13 protein-coding genes are annotated in these 14100 nt (G+C 60.7%); 11 read left to right on the plus strand and 2 right to left on the minus strand.

Annotated elements, in window-relative coordinates; genetic code table 11:
* Positions 1-758 precede the first annotated feature (758 nt).
* From NKI85_RS35955 to NKI85_RS35995, 9 genes are read left to right on the plus strand one after another with little or no spacing between them, the layout of a single operon-like run.
* On the plus strand, positions 759-1769 hold the full coding sequence (locus tag NKI85_RS35955) for an ABC transporter substrate-binding protein (RefSeq protein WP_352780576.1): 1011 nt from the start codon (positions 759-761) through the stop codon (positions 1767-1769).
* 47 nt (positions 1770-1816) lie between these two features.
* A complete protein-coding gene (locus NKI85_RS35960; protein WP_352780577.1) occupies positions 1817-2827 on the plus strand; it encodes an ABC transporter substrate-binding protein in 1011 nt (336 codons plus the stop codon).
* A 44-nt stretch (positions 2828-2871) separates the two neighbouring features.
* Positions 2872-3879: an ABC transporter substrate-binding protein gene (locus NKI85_RS35965; RefSeq protein WP_352780578.1), complete on the plus strand. Its 1008-nt coding sequence runs from the start codon at positions 2872-2874 to the stop codon at positions 3877-3879.
* Between the two features lie 60 nt (positions 3880-3939).
* On the plus strand, positions 3940-4929 hold the full coding sequence (locus tag NKI85_RS35970) for an ABC transporter substrate-binding protein (RefSeq protein WP_352780579.1): 990 nt from the start codon (positions 3940-3942) through the stop codon (positions 4927-4929).
* 38 nt (positions 4930-4967) lie between these two features.
* Positions 4968-5966, plus strand: coding sequence for an ABC transporter substrate-binding protein (locus NKI85_RS35975; protein WP_352780580.1), 999 nt, complete (start codon positions 4968-4970; stop codon positions 5964-5966).
* Complete coding sequence (locus NKI85_RS35980; RefSeq protein WP_352449185.1) at positions 5963-6568, plus strand: SCO family protein; 606 nt, start codon at positions 5963-5965, stop codon at positions 6566-6568. The genes NKI85_RS35975 and NKI85_RS35980 overlap by 4 nt, the downstream gene beginning before the upstream one ends.
* A complete protein-coding gene (locus tag NKI85_RS35985) occupies positions 6534-9188 on the plus strand; it encodes a GAF domain-containing protein (protein WP_352780582.1) in 2655 nt (884 codons plus the stop codon). The genes NKI85_RS35980 and NKI85_RS35985 overlap by 35 nt, the downstream gene beginning before the upstream one ends.
* Positions 9185-9550, plus strand: coding sequence for a response regulator (locus tag NKI85_RS35990; protein WP_352449187.1), 366 nt, complete (start codon positions 9185-9187; stop codon positions 9548-9550). The genes NKI85_RS35985 and NKI85_RS35990 overlap by 4 nt, the downstream gene beginning before the upstream one ends.
* A 13-nt stretch (positions 9551-9563) precedes the next feature.
* Positions 9564-10712, plus strand: a complete 1149-nt coding sequence (locus NKI85_RS35995) for an adenylate/guanylate cyclase domain-containing protein (RefSeq protein WP_352780590.1) — start codon at positions 9564-9566, stop codon at positions 10710-10712.
* Positions 10713-10832: 120 nt separating this feature from the next.
* On the opposite strand, the gene NKI85_RS36000 is transcribed toward NKI85_RS35995, so the two are convergent.
* On the minus strand, positions 10833-10991 hold the full coding sequence (locus tag NKI85_RS36000; protein WP_352780584.1) for a hypothetical protein: 159 nt from the start codon (positions 10989-10991) through the stop codon (positions 10833-10835).
* Positions 10992-11130: 139 nt separating this feature from the next.
* Positions 11131-12804, minus strand: coding sequence for a winged helix-turn-helix domain-containing tetratricopeptide repeat protein (locus NKI85_RS36005; RefSeq protein ID WP_352780586.1), 1674 nt, complete (start codon positions 12802-12804; stop codon positions 11131-11133).
* Positions 12805-12892: 88 nt separating this feature from the next.
* Here NKI85_RS36005 and NKI85_RS36010 point away from each other — a divergent pair, with 88 nt between their 5' ends.
* Both NKI85_RS36010 and NKI85_RS36015 read left to right on the plus strand, forming a co-directional pair.
* Entirely contained in the window at positions 12893-13129 is a 237-nt protein-coding gene (locus NKI85_RS36010) for a hypothetical protein (protein ID WP_352780588.1), read from the plus strand.
* Between the two features lie 321 nt (positions 13130-13450).
* Positions 13451-13645 carry a hypothetical protein gene (locus NKI85_RS36015; protein ID WP_352532565.1) on the plus strand — a complete coding sequence of 65 codons (195 nt, stop codon included), beginning with the start codon at positions 13451-13453 and terminating at the stop codon, positions 13643-13645.
* The last annotated feature ends 455 nt before the right edge of the window (positions 13646-14100 follow it).

Below are 14100 nucleotides of genomic sequence, written 5' to 3' on the forward strand. Positions count from 1 at the left end.
TTTGCCGTCTGCTCCCACGTAGGCCCTCCGTCTCTCGCGATCGGGGGGATTCTTCGCACAGTCACCTCATGCCCCGCACGAGGGGAGCGGCGTGGCGCTTACGTTAGAGATTCCGCTTTCGAATTTGATGGTGCGGTCGAGATGCAATGCCGCACCGCCTAGCGAGTTGATTTTAAAGGATTTTTTCTAGAATTCCATAGCGATTTGTATCACAGTTTGTATCTCAGTGCGTATCGCACGACGCGGACTTGGCCACTTTGTAAGTGGCCCTTCTTACGGGGAACCGAAACGACTTCAGCGTTGTCGTGCTTGCGCCAAGAGCTGTTCTCGCCGAGCCAAACGTCCAAGTGTCGCCTTTGGGCCGCGCGCGGAATGGCGGCTTTTGGTGTCCGAAGAACGATAGCGGACGTTCAGCCCGGTGAGACCAGGGTCTGAAGCTGACCCGATGCAGGCCGCAGTGAACTCGAAGTGGCCATTCGCAATCGCGCAAACAGTCTCCCTGACAGCGAGGTGCTGGCGGGACGTTTGGCGTAGTAAGCTTTGCGCTCGCAACCTACGCAAATTGGGCGTATCGTTGGCATATCGTCGGCTGCTAATAAATGAGCCGGCGACTGAGAGCGCAAGACTCCCGCAGCGGACTGGGCGCGCTAGAATCCACAACTACTCGTTGCGCTCACGAGACAATCTGCCTCTGCCGAAACCTCTTTTGCTCGGTTCCGGCCAGAATTGCCTTTTGCAAATCGGAAGAGGAGCGCTTGATGCAGATTCTGCAAACCCGCCGCCGATTCCTGACCGGCGCTGCAATGGCAGGCGCTGCCGGTATCGTCGGTCTTCCGGAGTCACTCCACGCCGAGCCGCTGGAAACGACCACGGTTCGTCTGCCGCGGTGGGTTGGTGGTTCCTATTGCTGGGCAGGCGCGTACATCGCCGGAGAACTGATGCGCGCAGAGGGCTTCACCGACGTTCGCTACATAGAAGCCGACAGAAGCGTCGACCAATCGGAATGGATCGCACGCGGTGAGACCGATTTCTCTGTGAACTTTCCGCCGAATCAGATCGCGTCGATCGACGCTGGCGTGCCGATCAAGGTGCTAACCGGGTTGCACTCGGGATGCCTCGAACTGATCGCCAACGAGAGCATCCGCAGCGTCACGGATCTGCGGGGCAAGAGGGTGGGCGTGGATGGTTTCAATAACTCGCGACACATGTGGCTGACGCTCATGTCCGCGTATGTCGGGCTCGATCCCGTGAACGATATCCAATGGGTCTTGACTAAGGACGTCAAGCCCACGGAACTCTTCATCCAAGGGAAGATCGACGCATTCCTTGGGACGCCGCCCCAGCCGCAGGAGCTGCGCGCCAAGAAGATCGGCCACACGATCCTCAACAATGCCGTCGACCGCCCATGGTCACAGTATTTCTGCTGCATGATCTCCGCCACCACGGACTACGTGAACAGGTACCCGGTGGCGACCAAGCGGGTCTTGCGATCCATCCTCAAGGCCGCCGACCTCTGCGTGTCGGATCCGCAGTGGGTGGCCCGGCAGATGGTCGATCGCGATTTCGTCCCGTCGCATGACTACGCGCTCCAAACGCTCAAGGATATCCGCTACGACCGCTGGCGGGAATTCGATCCTGAAGACTCCCTGCGGTTCTACACACTGCGCATGCAGGAGACGGGCATGATCAAATCGAGCCCGCAACAGATCATCGCCAACGGAACGGACTGGCACTTCCTCGACGAGTTGAAGCGTGAGCTGAAAACCTGAGCAGCTGGCTGACTCGTTGTGCCTTTTTCCTTGGGAAGGAGAAGCCCATGCAGATCATCCAGAACCGCCGTCATTTCCTAGCCGGCGCTGCGGCCGTCGGCGCCGCAGGACTTATCGGCACCGCAACACAAGCCCGGGCCGAGCCGCCGCTGGAGACCACTTCCGTCCGCCTGCCGCGGTACATCGGCGGCGCCTATTGCTGGGCGGGCCTGTACATCGCCGGAGAAATGCTGCGCGCCGAGGGGTTCACCGATGTCCGCTATGTGCAAGGCGACAAGAAGGTTGATCATTCGGCGTGGATCGCAAACGGCGAGACGGATTTCAGTGTGAACTACGTGCCGATTCATCTGGCGTCGATCGATGCAGGAGTGCCGATCAGGGTACTAAGCGGACTGCACTCCGGGTGCCTCGAACTGATCGCCAACGACAGCGTCAAAGGCATCTCGGACCTGCGGGGAAAGCGGGTTGGGGTCTTTACGCTTGATTCGCCGCAATACGTGTTGGTTTCTCTGATGGCCGCCTATGTTGGGCTCGATCCCGTCAACGACATCGAATGGGTCATCGAAGAACACAATTTTGCGGAAGGCTTCGTCGAAGGAAAATACGATGCAGTCCTCGGCCAACCGCCCCGCACGCAGGAACTTCGCTCCAGGAAAGTAGGCCATACGATCCTCAACTCGACCACCGACCTGCCCTGGTCGCAGCATTTCTGCTGCATGATTTCCGCGACTGCGGATTATGTCGACAGGCATCCGGTGGCGACAAAGCGCGTGCTCAGGGCCATCCTCAAGGGCGCCGACCTCTGCGCGTCGGATCCGCCATTGGTAGCGCAGCAGATGGTCGATCGAGGGTTCGTGCCCAGCTACGACTACGCGCTGCAAACGCTGCACGACATCCGGTACGACAGGTGGCGGGATTACGATGCCGAAGCCTCGATGCGCTTCTACGCGCTGCGCATGCACGAAACGGGCATGATCAAGTCGAGCCCGCAAACGATCATCGCCACCGGCACTGACTGGCGTTTCCTTGACGAGTTGAAGCGCGAGTTGAAGACGTGAGGGGCAGCCAGCCTCGTGCCATTTTCAATGGGAGGGAGAACCCCATGCAGATCATCCAGAACCGCCGCCGCTTCCTGGCCGGTGCTGCGGCAGCAGGCGCTGCAGGTCTCATCGGCGCAACGACTGACGCTTGGGCCGAGGCACCCCCTGAAACGACCTCCGTCCGCTTGCCGCGGTGGATCGATGGTGCCTACTGCTGGGCGGGGATGTACCTGGCCGGAGAGCTCCTCAAAGCGGAGGGCTTCACCGACGTCCGCTACGTGCAGGGCGACGTGAAAGTCGATCAGGCGGTGTGGATTGCACGCGGCGACACGGATTTCAGCATGAACTACGCGCCGGTCCATGTCGCGTCGATCGACGCCGGCGTGCCAATCAGGGTGCTTGGCGGTCTGCACTCCGGGTGCCTCGAGCTGATCGCCAACGACAGCATCCAAGGCATCCCGGACCTCAAGGGCAAGCGGGTGGGCATGCACGACATCGATGCGCCGTCGCGCGTGCTGGTCGCCCTGATGGCCGCCTATATCGGACTGGACCCCGTCAACGACATCGAATGGGTCCAGGAAAGCAAGCCGGTGGAAGCCTTCGCCGACGGGAAGTTCGATGCATATCTCTTCACGCCGCCGGAGACGCAGCAACTGCGCGCGAAGAAAATCGGCCACACGATCCTCAACACGACCCTCGACCGCCCTTGGTCGCAGTACTTCTGCTGCATGACTTCGGCCGCTGCGGACTACGTGAACAGATATCCGGTGGCGACCAAGCGCGTGCTAAGAGCCATCGTCAAGGGCGCCGACCTATGCATTTCGGATCCCGCATGGAGTGCAGCGCAGATGGTCGATCGAGGTTTCGTCCCCAGCTACGAAATCGCGCTGCAAACGCTGAGCGACACGCGGTACGACGTCTGGCGGGACTACGATGCCGAAGCCTCGATGCGCTTCTATGCGCTGCGCATGCACGAAACGGGCATGATCAAGTCGAGCCCACAGCAGATCATCGCCGATGGAACGGACTGGCGCTTCATCGAGGAGCTGAAGCGTGAGTTGAAAACCTGAGCCTGCTTTGTCCCAGGGAGGAAGCGTGACATGCGGATCATTCAGAATCGACGCCGTTTCATGGCCGGCCTGGCAGCCGGCACCGTGGGAATTGTCGCAACCCCGAGATTGGCGTTTGCCGAGCCGGAGCCCGAGACGACCAGTGTCCGGCTGGGCCGGTGGGTCGGAGGCGCCTACTGCTGGGAGTCGCTCTACCTCGCTGGCGAACTGCTCCGCGCCGGCGGTATGACCGATGTCCAGTACGTGCAAGGTAATCAAAAGTACTTCGACAGCAGCGAATGGATTGCAGCGGGTGAGACGGACTTCGACTTCAACATGCCGCCGATGCACATCCGCAGCGTCGAGGCCGGGGTGCCCGTCAAGATCCTGGCCGGCGTGCATTCCGGCTGCTGGGAGTTGCGAGCGAACGATCGCGTCAACAGCGTTGCCGACCTAAAGGGCAAGCGGGTGGGGGTCTGGGCGATGAACGACCACCCGCAGGTGTTTCTCCAACTGCTGATCAACTATGTCGGGCTCGATCCCAACCACGATGTTGAGTGGGTCGTAGGCGTCCAGGAGAACGGCTCGCTCATGCAGAACTTCATCGACGGCAAGGTCGATGCCTTCCTGGTAGACACCAGCCAATACTCCGAGGTTCGGAACAAGAAGGTAGGTCACACGGTCTTCAGCAATCTTATCGACCGTCCTTGGTCGCAGTATTTTTGTTGCATGCTCGCCGGCCGGACCGACTATGTCGATAAGTATCCGGTCGCCACCAAGCGCGTGCTGCGGGCCATCCTCCAGGCTGTCGAATTCTGCGTGTCGAACCCGAAATCGGCCGCCCGCGCGGTGGTTGATCGAGGCTTTCTGCCGAGCTACGACGTTGCGCTGACCACTCTGCAGAACACCGGGCACGACAGGTGGCGGGAATACGATGCTGAAGACTCGGTGCGCTTCTACGCGCTGCGCCTCCTGGAGACGGGCATGATCAAGTCGAGCCCGCAGGAGATCATCGTCAAAGGGACGGATTTCCACTTCTTCGAAGAGATCAAGCGCGAACTGAAGACGTGAAAGGCGCAGCGCGAAGGACCGCTGAAGAGGAGAACGTCATGCACATCATCCAGAACCGCCGCCGCTTCATGGCCGGCATCGCGGCGGGTGCCGCGGGATTAGTCGCAGCCCCGAGGCTGGCGCTCGCCGAGCCGGCGCCAGAGACGACGAAAGTCCGGTTGCCGGTGTTCGCCAAGGTCTCGGACTGCCAATCGCCGATGTATGCGGCCACCGAGCTTCTGCATGCCGAAGGCTTGGCCGACGTTGAGTTCGTGTCTTCGGGCACCGGCCCGGATTCGTCGGACTGGATCGGCCACGGCGAGATCGACTTCGACTGGAACTACCCGCTCGCGCATGTGCTTAACATCGCAAAAGGCGCGCCGATAAAAGTCTTGACCGGCTTGCATGTCGGCTGTCTTGAGCTGATCGCAAACGATCGGGTCGTTGGCATCCCTGATCTGAAGGGTAAGACGGTCGGAGTGGATGGCAGCACCATCCAGTATCTGTTGCTGAATGTGATGTCTTCCTATGTTGGCCTTGATCCGGCAAAGGATTTCGAAACTCTCGTAACCCCCGATGCGGTTCAAAGCCTCGCGGAGGGTAAGATCGATGCGTTCCTCGGCGGACCGCCCACGCCCCAGCAGGCGCGCGAGCGAAAGCTCGGCCATGTACTTGTCAGCACGGCGATCGACAAACCATGGTCGCAGTATTTTTGTTGCATGCTCGCGAGCACCGCAGATTACGCAGGACGTTACCCGATGGCGACTAAACGAGTCATGCGCTCCCTACTCAAGGCCGTGGACCTCTGCATAACCAATCCGGAAGCGGTTGCGAAAAGTGCGGTCGATATAGGCTACGCCACCGACTACACGCTTCAGGCTATCCGTTCCGACATACGCTACGACAAATGGCGCGAATATGACCCCGAGGATTCCCTGCGTTTCTATGCGCTGCGTATGCAGGAGACAAATGCGGTCACGATGAGGCCACAGGAGGTTCTGGACCGCGGCACCGACTGGCGTTTCCTTAAGGAGCTCAAGCGCGAGATGAAGACGTGAGCCGCTGGCCGACGCGCGCGTTGCTGCTCCTCGCCCTCGTCGCTGAGCCTGCGCACACCTCTGCGCACGAAGCGTCAGCGCACGCTGGGAACAGCGAGCGCCTGCCGATGATGGGCGCTGCACCGGATTTCACGCTGATATCGCAGGACCACAAGCCGGTGTCGCTGCGCGACTTCCGCGGCAAGGTGGTCGCCATCGCCTTCATCTATACGTACTGTACCGACGTCTGCCCCATGCTGACCGCCCATATGGCCAGCGTGCAGGAAAAGTTGGGTAGTGCGTTCGGACCCCAAATCGCCTTTGTTTCGATCACCGTCGACCCGGAGCGCGACACGCCCGATGTTTTGAAGGAATATGCGCAGAATTTTGGCGCCGATCTGAAGGGCTGGTCGTTTCTTACCGGCGATCCGGCGGTCGTCCATGAGGTGGGACGGAAATACGGGGTCATCGCGAAGAAGGCGGCGAACGGAGATGTCGACCATACCTTGTTGACGTCGCTCGTAGACCCCAATGGCATCTTGCGAGTACAGTATCTTGGCGTCCGGTTCGACTTGGAGGAGTTCCGGGATGACCTTGTCAGCCTCTTGGACGAATCCAAATAGCATAACGAACCGGCTCGTTGGCTGGGTTGCCCGGCTGCCGGCGCGCGTCCAGACCAAGCTCTTGATCGCGTTCCTGTCGATCGTCGGCCTGCTGATCGTGCTCGGGGCCGTCGGGTTGCAGGTGCTGAGTGGGGTCAACGATCAGACCAACGAGCTGATCAAGCTGCAGCGCAGGATCGCGGCCTACCGCCAGGTACAGCACGATACGACCAGCCAGCTCTACGGCATCTCCACCGCCCTGTTGCTTCAGGACGACCGGATGCTGGATGCGGCGCTGCGCCAGCTCAATCAGTTCGGCTACGACCTCGACCGCATGGAGTTCGTCGCCAAAGCCGAGGTGGAAGTGCTTGGCCAGGTCAGGCAAGAGTACGAACGGCTGACGGCCGGCGTGACGCATGTGGCCGAACTCATTCGCGCCGGCAATACCGGGGAGGCGCGCAAGGTTCAGCTTGATGAAATCATACCGTCGGCTGATCGCCTCGAGCGGCTGACAAACCAGCTGGTCAACATGGCGGAAGCCGACATGGTGGCGGCCATCGAAACGACCGAGGGTGCGTACGGCACGTCCAGACTGATCGTGGTCTCGTTTGCGGTGGGCAGTATCCTGCTGGCGTTGGGGCTCGGCTACATCATCTCCTGGTCGTTGATCGAACCGGTCAAGAAGATCGAGACGCGTCTCAGCCAGATAGCGGCCGGCGACTTCGCCCAACAGGTTGCCGTCGCCAATCGCGACGAACTTGGAGTGCTCGCCGCTAACGTCAACCGGACCTCCGACCAGCTGGGGCGCCTGTATCAGGAGATTGAGACGCGCACCCAGCAGCTCGACGAAGCCCTTCAGCAGCAGACAGCCACTGCAGACGTTCTGAAGGTCATCAGCCGCTCTACCTTCGATCTGCAGGTCGTGCTCGATACGTTGGTGGAATCGGCTGTCAGGCTCTGCCGTGCCGACAAGGGTGGTATCGTGCAGTTGCTTGATGGCGTATTCCGCTATGTGTCGACGCATGGCTACCCGCCCAGCTTCCGTGCTTATGTCGACGCCAATCCACTTCCAGAGCTTGCCGCAGGCCGAGGCTCCGCCGTAGGGCGCGTAATCGAAGAACGGCGGATCGTGCAAATCGAAGACGTGACCGCTGATCCGGACTACCGCGTTGTCTTGATCGCTGAGGCAGGCGGATTCCGCACCGTCCTCGCTGCCCCGCTGTTGCGGGAAGGTGATCTCGTTGGCGTATTCGTCATGACGAGGGTTGAGCCGCAACCTTTCAACCCCAAGGAGATCGCGCTCGTCGAGACATTCGCCGACCAGGCGGTGATCGCCATCGAGAATGCGCGGCTCTTCGAGGCGGTGCAGTCACGGACGCGCGAGCTTGCCGCGTCTGTTGGTGAGCTCGAGGCGCTTGGTGAGGTGAGCAAGGCAGTCAATTCGACGCTGGATCTCGACACGGTGCTGAAGACGATCGTTGCCAAGGCGGTCCAGTTGTCGGAAACGGATGCTGGCACCATCTACGTGTTCAGCAGCACGCGGCAGCAATTCCGTCCGCGCGCAAACTTCGGTATGAGCGATGAGCTTATCGCCGCAGTCTCGCACCAGACGATCGGGCTGGCCGACATGGGGATCGGCGACGCGCCCGGGCGCTGCATGCCGGTGCAGTTTCCCGACCTCAGCGAGGAGACCTCATCCTTCCTTGTAAGAAAGACGATCGTCGACGCCGGATATCGCGGTATCCTGATCGTTCCGCTGCTGAGGCCCAACAAGATCGTCGGTGCACTGGTCGTCAGGCGCCACAAGCCAGGTGCCTTCCATGAGCAAGTTGTCCACCTGCTGGAGACCTTCGCTGCCCAATCGGTGCTCGCGATCCAGAATGCCAAGCTGTTCAGCGAGATCGAGGAGAAAGGCCGGGAGCTGGAGGCAGCTAGCCGCCACAAGTCACAGTTCCTCGCGAATATGAGCCACGAGCTCAGGACACCGCTCAATTCGGTCTTGGGCTTCACAGAACTGCTGGTCGACGGCATCTACGGCGAACTCCCGGACAAGGCAAAGACGACCGTCGCGCGCGTGCAGGCGAACGGCCGTCACCTCCTCGGGCTCATCAATGACGTACTCGACCTTTCCAAGATCGAAGCCGGCCAGCTCACGCTGGCGATCGAGGACTACTCCATCGCGCAGATTGTTCGATCGACCGTTACGGCTGTCGAACCGCTGGCACGAGCGAAGGGTCTTGAGCTTTCAACGACTGTTGCCGAGAACCTTCCATTCGGCCGCGGGGACGAGCGCCGTTTGACGCAGGTCCTGCTCAATCTTGTAGGCAATGCCGTCAAGTTCACCGAAACGGGTGCGGTCGACATTCTTGCCGATGCGGTCGACGGGCACTTCGAGATCACCGTCCGAGACACCGGTCCCGGCATCGCGTCCAAGGACCAGGCTCTCATCTTCGAAGAATTCCAGCAGGTCGACAACAGCAGCACCAGGCAGAAGGGTGGCACAGGTCTTGGCCTGGCGATCTCGAAGCGCATCGTCGAAATGCATGGCGGAACCATAGACGTCGAGTCCGTGATCGGGTCAGGGTCGACATTCCGTCTCAAGGTACCAATCTGGGTGAATGAGGACGTGAGGGCCGCATGAGCAAACGAATCCTTATGGTGGAAGACACCGAGGACAACCGCCAGATCATCCGCGATCTCATTGCCACCACCGAATACGAACTGATCGAGGCGGCGGACGGCGCCGCCGGCATCGCTGCAGCGGGAGCGCACAGGCCAGACCTGATCCTTATGGACATTCAGCTCCCGGTGATCGACGGGTATGAAGCGACCCGCCGCATCAAGGCCGACCCGGCGCTGCGGCACATTCCGATTATCGCGGTCACCTCCTACGCGCTGTCGGGCGACGAGGCGAAAGCCCTTGCTGCTGGGTGCGATGGTTACATTGCCAAGCCATTCAGTCCGCGCCAGCTGCTTTCCGAGATTCGCGGGTTCCTTTCTTGAGGGAGGCAGCGCCTTGCACGATCCGCCTCGCATTCTCGCAGTCGACGATACTCCGGAGAACCTCGAGATCCTGCGCATGCGCCTCGAGGCGAATGGCTACGAAGTGGCGACCGCCGCCGATGGTGAAGAGGGGTTTGCAAAAGCTCGCGAACTCACGCCGGATCTGATCCTGCTCGACATCATGATGCCGAAGCTGGACGGTATCAGCGTGGTTCGCCTGCTCAAGCAGGACATCTCCCTGCAGGCGATTCCGGTCATCCTCGTCACCGCGAAGGCCGATACGCGTGATGTTGTCGAGGGGCTGGACGCCGGGGGTGACGACTACCTGACAAAGCCCTTCGAGCAAAGGGCGCTGTTGGCGCGGGTGCGCTCGATGCTGCGCCAGAAGGCGCTTCACGACACCGTCGCAAGCCAGGCCCAACAGCTTCAGGATCAGGCCGCGCAGCTTTCCGATTGGAACCGCTCGCTCGAGCAGACCGTGGCGGAGCAGGTGACCGAGATCGAGCGAATGGGCCGGCTCCGACGGTTTCTGCCCGCGCAGGTCGCCGACCTCATCGTTGCGGCGGGCAATGGAGATGCGCTCTTGCAGAGCCACCGTCGCGAGGTGACCGTTGTCTTTTGCGATTTGCGCGGCTTTACGGCCTTCGCAGAGACCGCCGAACCCGAAGAAGTCATGACAGTTCTTGCCGAGTATCATTCCTGTCTTGGTGAACAAATTGTCCGCCACGAGGGGACTCTCGAGCGGTTCGTGGGCGACGGGATCGTCGTGGTTTTCAACGATCCACTGCCATGCGCCGACCACAGCGAGAGAGCTGTCTCAATGGCTGCTGCGATGCGCGACGCGATTGACGAGCACTCAGAGCGATGGCGCAAGCGGGACTATTTGCTTGGCTTTGGGATCGGCATCGCCAGGGGCCACGCAACCATCGGGCGCATCGGTTTTGATCAGCGCTCGGACTATGCCGTCATCGGCACTGTGTCGAACCATGCCGCCCGATTGTGCGAGGAGGCCAAATCGCGCCAGATTCTTGTTAGCCAACGGGTCCTCGGAGCTGTCGAGTCGCTGGTCGAATCCGTTCTTGTTGGCGAACTGACGCTGAAGGGTTTTCGCCGCCCGATGCCTGCCTATGAAATCGTGCGGTGGATCGGTCGGCCAAGCTAGCGTTAGACGCATTCCGGCTTCTTTCGGACGATGCGGCGCGTCGAACCGCCGGCACAAAGCAGCCCAGCCATCGACCGATCCCGAAATCGCCGCAACGGGCCGGAAGTGGACCGTCGGCTTTCAGGATGACTGGGCAAGAAAGCCGACCCTTGCGTCCAGCGTAGTGCGGACCGCCTTGCGCCATCTGCGGAAGTTCGAGGCATCGCCGATGAACGGCAGCCGTCGGGCCCGTTCCAGAAGTTGGGGTGCGAGCGCACTATGGCGCAAGTCGGCCCCCATTGCCGACTTTCCCGCACCCAATATTCCTTGCGAAGGATGATCCTGCTTTGAGGGGCAACCAGCGCCCACAACACACCACAAAGGCTTCAACGGTTTTTGCGGCCATTTGGCTTCAGCCGGGCCCGCATGCGGTCAGCCGTCACTCCGGCAAGCCCGCGAACCGCATGTGTCCGATCCAGCGCTCGAGGGGTCCGGGGGCGGTCCAATTCTTCTCCCACTGCTTGCGTTGTTTGCTGATGGAGTCGCCGGGCGAGTCTTTGAGGAAAAACGCAAGCGCTTCCTTTGCCTCCCGCTGGTTTCCCAGACAAGCGTAGATCCCCGCAAGCATTCGGTGTGCGCCGATCGGGATTGGGGACATTTTCCGCATCGCCGTCAGCGCAGCCCCGCAATCGTTCTTTTCATAGAGCGCCCAGCCCATGTCCCAGTTGAACCAGTCGGGGTAGAAGGGATCGATGCCTTTGGCCTGCTCGATCCGATCGATCGCTTCGTCGGTGCGGCCGGCAAAGAGCAGCGGGGCCGCACTGCCCTCGAGGATATTCGAGGCGCTGGGGTTCAGGGCGATCGCCTGATCGAACTGCGCAATGGCCTGCTCGATCTCTCCGGCTTCACTATGGATTTGGGCGCGGATTTGATGCGCGTTGGCATCGTCCGGAGCGAGCACGATGGCCTTGTCGGCGTACTCTGCGGCCCGCTTCAACGCCTCGTCGGGGTTGTTTTCCTGCTTGTGCCAGAATACCGAGTCAAAGCGATAGGACCAAGCCAGCCCGATATAGCCGAATTGGGAGTTCGGATCCGCTTCAATCGCCTTGAGGCTGAACTGCCGCAGCAGTTCGTTCCCCGCGGCAGAAAAATCCTTTTCGTTCGCTGCAGACCCCATCAGGAGATAACGGAGCGCGCTAACCCGGGCGGCGTCGCTCTGTGGCAAGGGTCGCTCGATCCTTTGCCCGACCCGAGCCGCAAGCGTGCGGATGATCTCCTCCTGGACGACGAAAAGATCGCCGATCTCCCGGTTGTAGGTGTTGGCCCAGACATGCGATCCGTCATGCGCATTCAGCAACTGGGCGGTCACTTTCAGCCGGTGTCCGATCTTCTGCTGGCTGCCTTCGAGCAGGTAGTCGACGCCGAGTTCTTTGCCAATCTGCCTGATGTCGACCGGCTTACCGCGGTACCTGAAGCTCGAGTTCCGGGCGATGACGGCATAAGTCTTGCTCCGCGCCAGCTCGGTGATGATCCCCTCGGCAACGGCATCGCTGAGATATCCCTTGTCCCCACCTGCACTGAAGTCGTCGAAGGGAAGGATCGCAATCCTGGGCATGTCGCTCGAACGAGCCGGAGCGCTTCGCCATGCTTCCGTGCCGTAGTATGCGCCGACCGCTGCCGCGACGAGAACGACTGCAACCAGAATGAAGCCGCGCTGCGAGAATCGTGTCTTGGCACGTTCCATGCCGGCTGCGGCGTTTGGGGCCGCCGCGTCCGATGGATCGGCATTCAGTCGGTAGCCTCTCTTTGGGACGGTTTCCACGATCACATGCGCGTCGTCCGCCAACGCGCGGCGAATATCGGCAATGCATTGAGTGAGGCTGTCGTCGGTCACGAAGGTATCGGGCCAAACCGCCTGCATCAGCGCATCCTTGGACACGATCTCGCCCGGTCGCGCCGCGAGCACGGAGAGCACCTCGGCGGACTGGCTGCGAAGATTGACCGCCTTACCTTCGGCGGTCCGGACTTCTCTGCTTTTCGTCAGGAAGAAAAAACCGCGGAACGTGATCGTTTCAGCAGATTTCAGGTCAATTTCAGGGGCCGTTCGGGACATTTCACCTTCCTGGCGCGCTTCCTACTCTAGCCCATTCGGTCTTCGCCTCCAAGCGATCCCAGCAGCACCGGATGAAACGGAGGACGACATGAATCGCACCAAGCTCATCATCGCTCTCGCTCTTCTTTTGGCAGCGCAAACGGCTGCAAAAGCGGATTCCCGCATCGGGAGATTCTGTGGCCCTGACCATGTCAACGAGGTTGCCTCAGACGACGTCCGTCCCAACCCCGGCGGTTATTGTGTCGCCAGCCTTAAGTCGATGGATAACCGGGCCATGTTCACCGCCATCGCTGTCACAATCCTTCTGACCAACCAGGGGAGCTAATCAGGCTCCCCGACGTGAAACCCATGACCTCCATGGCCGAGTGCAGAGCTTGGACCCATCAACAGGAGTTCATGCGCGTACTCCCCGGCTATCTCGCCACCTTCCATTACTGCGACTACGCATCAGAACCATGATTTTGCAAGGTCTGGCTGTTCACGCTCGGACCGAAGGATGGCACCACTCCTGCCGGGACCAAGGTCGTCGAGATCGGGCCCGTTCCGCCGATCAGTGCGAGCGAGTATTTGCTGCGCGTCAACCGTGCCGGTGGAGCGCCCGGTGCCAAGACGCCGATCCATACACATCCGGGACCGGAGGCCTTCTATGTGCTGGGGCGGCAAGCTCGGCCAAAGAACGCCCCACGGGGTGAGCTATGCCGAAGCCGGCACGACCATGGTCGGACACGGGGTCGACATGCCGATGGAGGTGTTCAGCGCCGGCACAACCGCTCTTGATGAGCTGGCCATCTTCGTGGTGGACGCCAATCGGCCGTTCTCGTCGCCGGCCAGCCTCGACTGAGGCGACGTTTCGCGGGGTGGCGCGCATGTTTGGTACGACCTGAGGCGGCACCCCAGCGAAGATCCGCAAGATTCCGGAAATTTGGATTTTCGCTTACACGCATCATCGAATGTCAGGTTTGGTCCTCTATCCTGCCAAAGATGACAATTCCTGGTACTTCCGCTTCCCATCTATTCAGGACGGTCCGACCGTGAGGTCGCAACGACTGACTTTGCTGAAGGGTTTCGGGTGCCGTCAGGCGTACGAAAGTCTCTCATGCAGGAACCCGCGGGCCGCAGACGATTGCCTATGGGGATTTGTGTCTCGGGGTGTGCCAGCGCCTGGGGCGAACTTCCGCATAGGATGCGGTGGTCATGTCGTGGAAGCGGCTTCTGGGCCAGGTCGCAGAGCCTGTATCGTTGATTCCGACGGGATTGGTGTGCGTGACGACCGGCGCCACGGCAACGTGCACATAA

It is taken from the genome of Mesorhizobium sp. M0571, assembly GCF_040320985.1.
GTDB lineage: Bacteria > Pseudomonadota > Alphaproteobacteria > Rhizobiales > Rhizobiaceae > Mesorhizobium.

Coding starts and splice junctions, on each gene's coding strand:
- NKI85_RS36005 (WP_352780586.1), bottom strand. CDS start 12,804: ATGTCCCGAACGGCCCCTGAAATTGACCTGAAATCTGCTGAAACGATC.
- NKI85_RS35975 (WP_352780580.1), top strand. CDS start 4,968: ATGCACATCATCCAGAACCGCCGCCGCTTCATGGCCGGCATCGCGGCG.
- NKI85_RS35990 (WP_352449187.1), top strand. CDS start 9,185: ATGAGCAAACGAATCCTTATGGTGGAAGACACCGAGGACAACCGCCAG.
- NKI85_RS36015 (WP_352532565.1), top strand. CDS start 13,451: ATGTGCTGGGGCGGCAAGCTCGGCCAAAGAACGCCCCACGGGGTGAGC.
- NKI85_RS35955 (WP_352780576.1), top strand. CDS start 759: ATGCAGATTCTGCAAACCCGCCGCCGATTCCTGACCGGCGCTGCAATG.
- NKI85_RS36000 (WP_352780584.1), bottom strand. CDS start 10,991: ATGGGGGCCGACTTGCGCCATAGTGCGCTCGCACCCCAACTTCTGGAA.
- NKI85_RS35970 (WP_352780579.1), top strand. CDS start 3,940: ATGGCCGGCCTGGCAGCCGGCACCGTGGGAATTGTCGCAACCCCGAGA.
- NKI85_RS35985 (WP_352780582.1), top strand. CDS start 6,534: ATGACCTTGTCAGCCTCTTGGACGAATCCAAATAGCATAACGAACCGG.
- NKI85_RS36010 (WP_352780588.1), top strand. CDS start 12,893: ATGAATCGCACCAAGCTCATCATCGCTCTCGCTCTTCTTTTGGCAGCG.
- NKI85_RS35965 (WP_352780578.1), top strand. CDS start 2,872: ATGCAGATCATCCAGAACCGCCGCCGCTTCCTGGCCGGTGCTGCGGCA.
- NKI85_RS35960 (WP_352780577.1), top strand. CDS start 1,817: ATGCAGATCATCCAGAACCGCCGTCATTTCCTAGCCGGCGCTGCGGCC.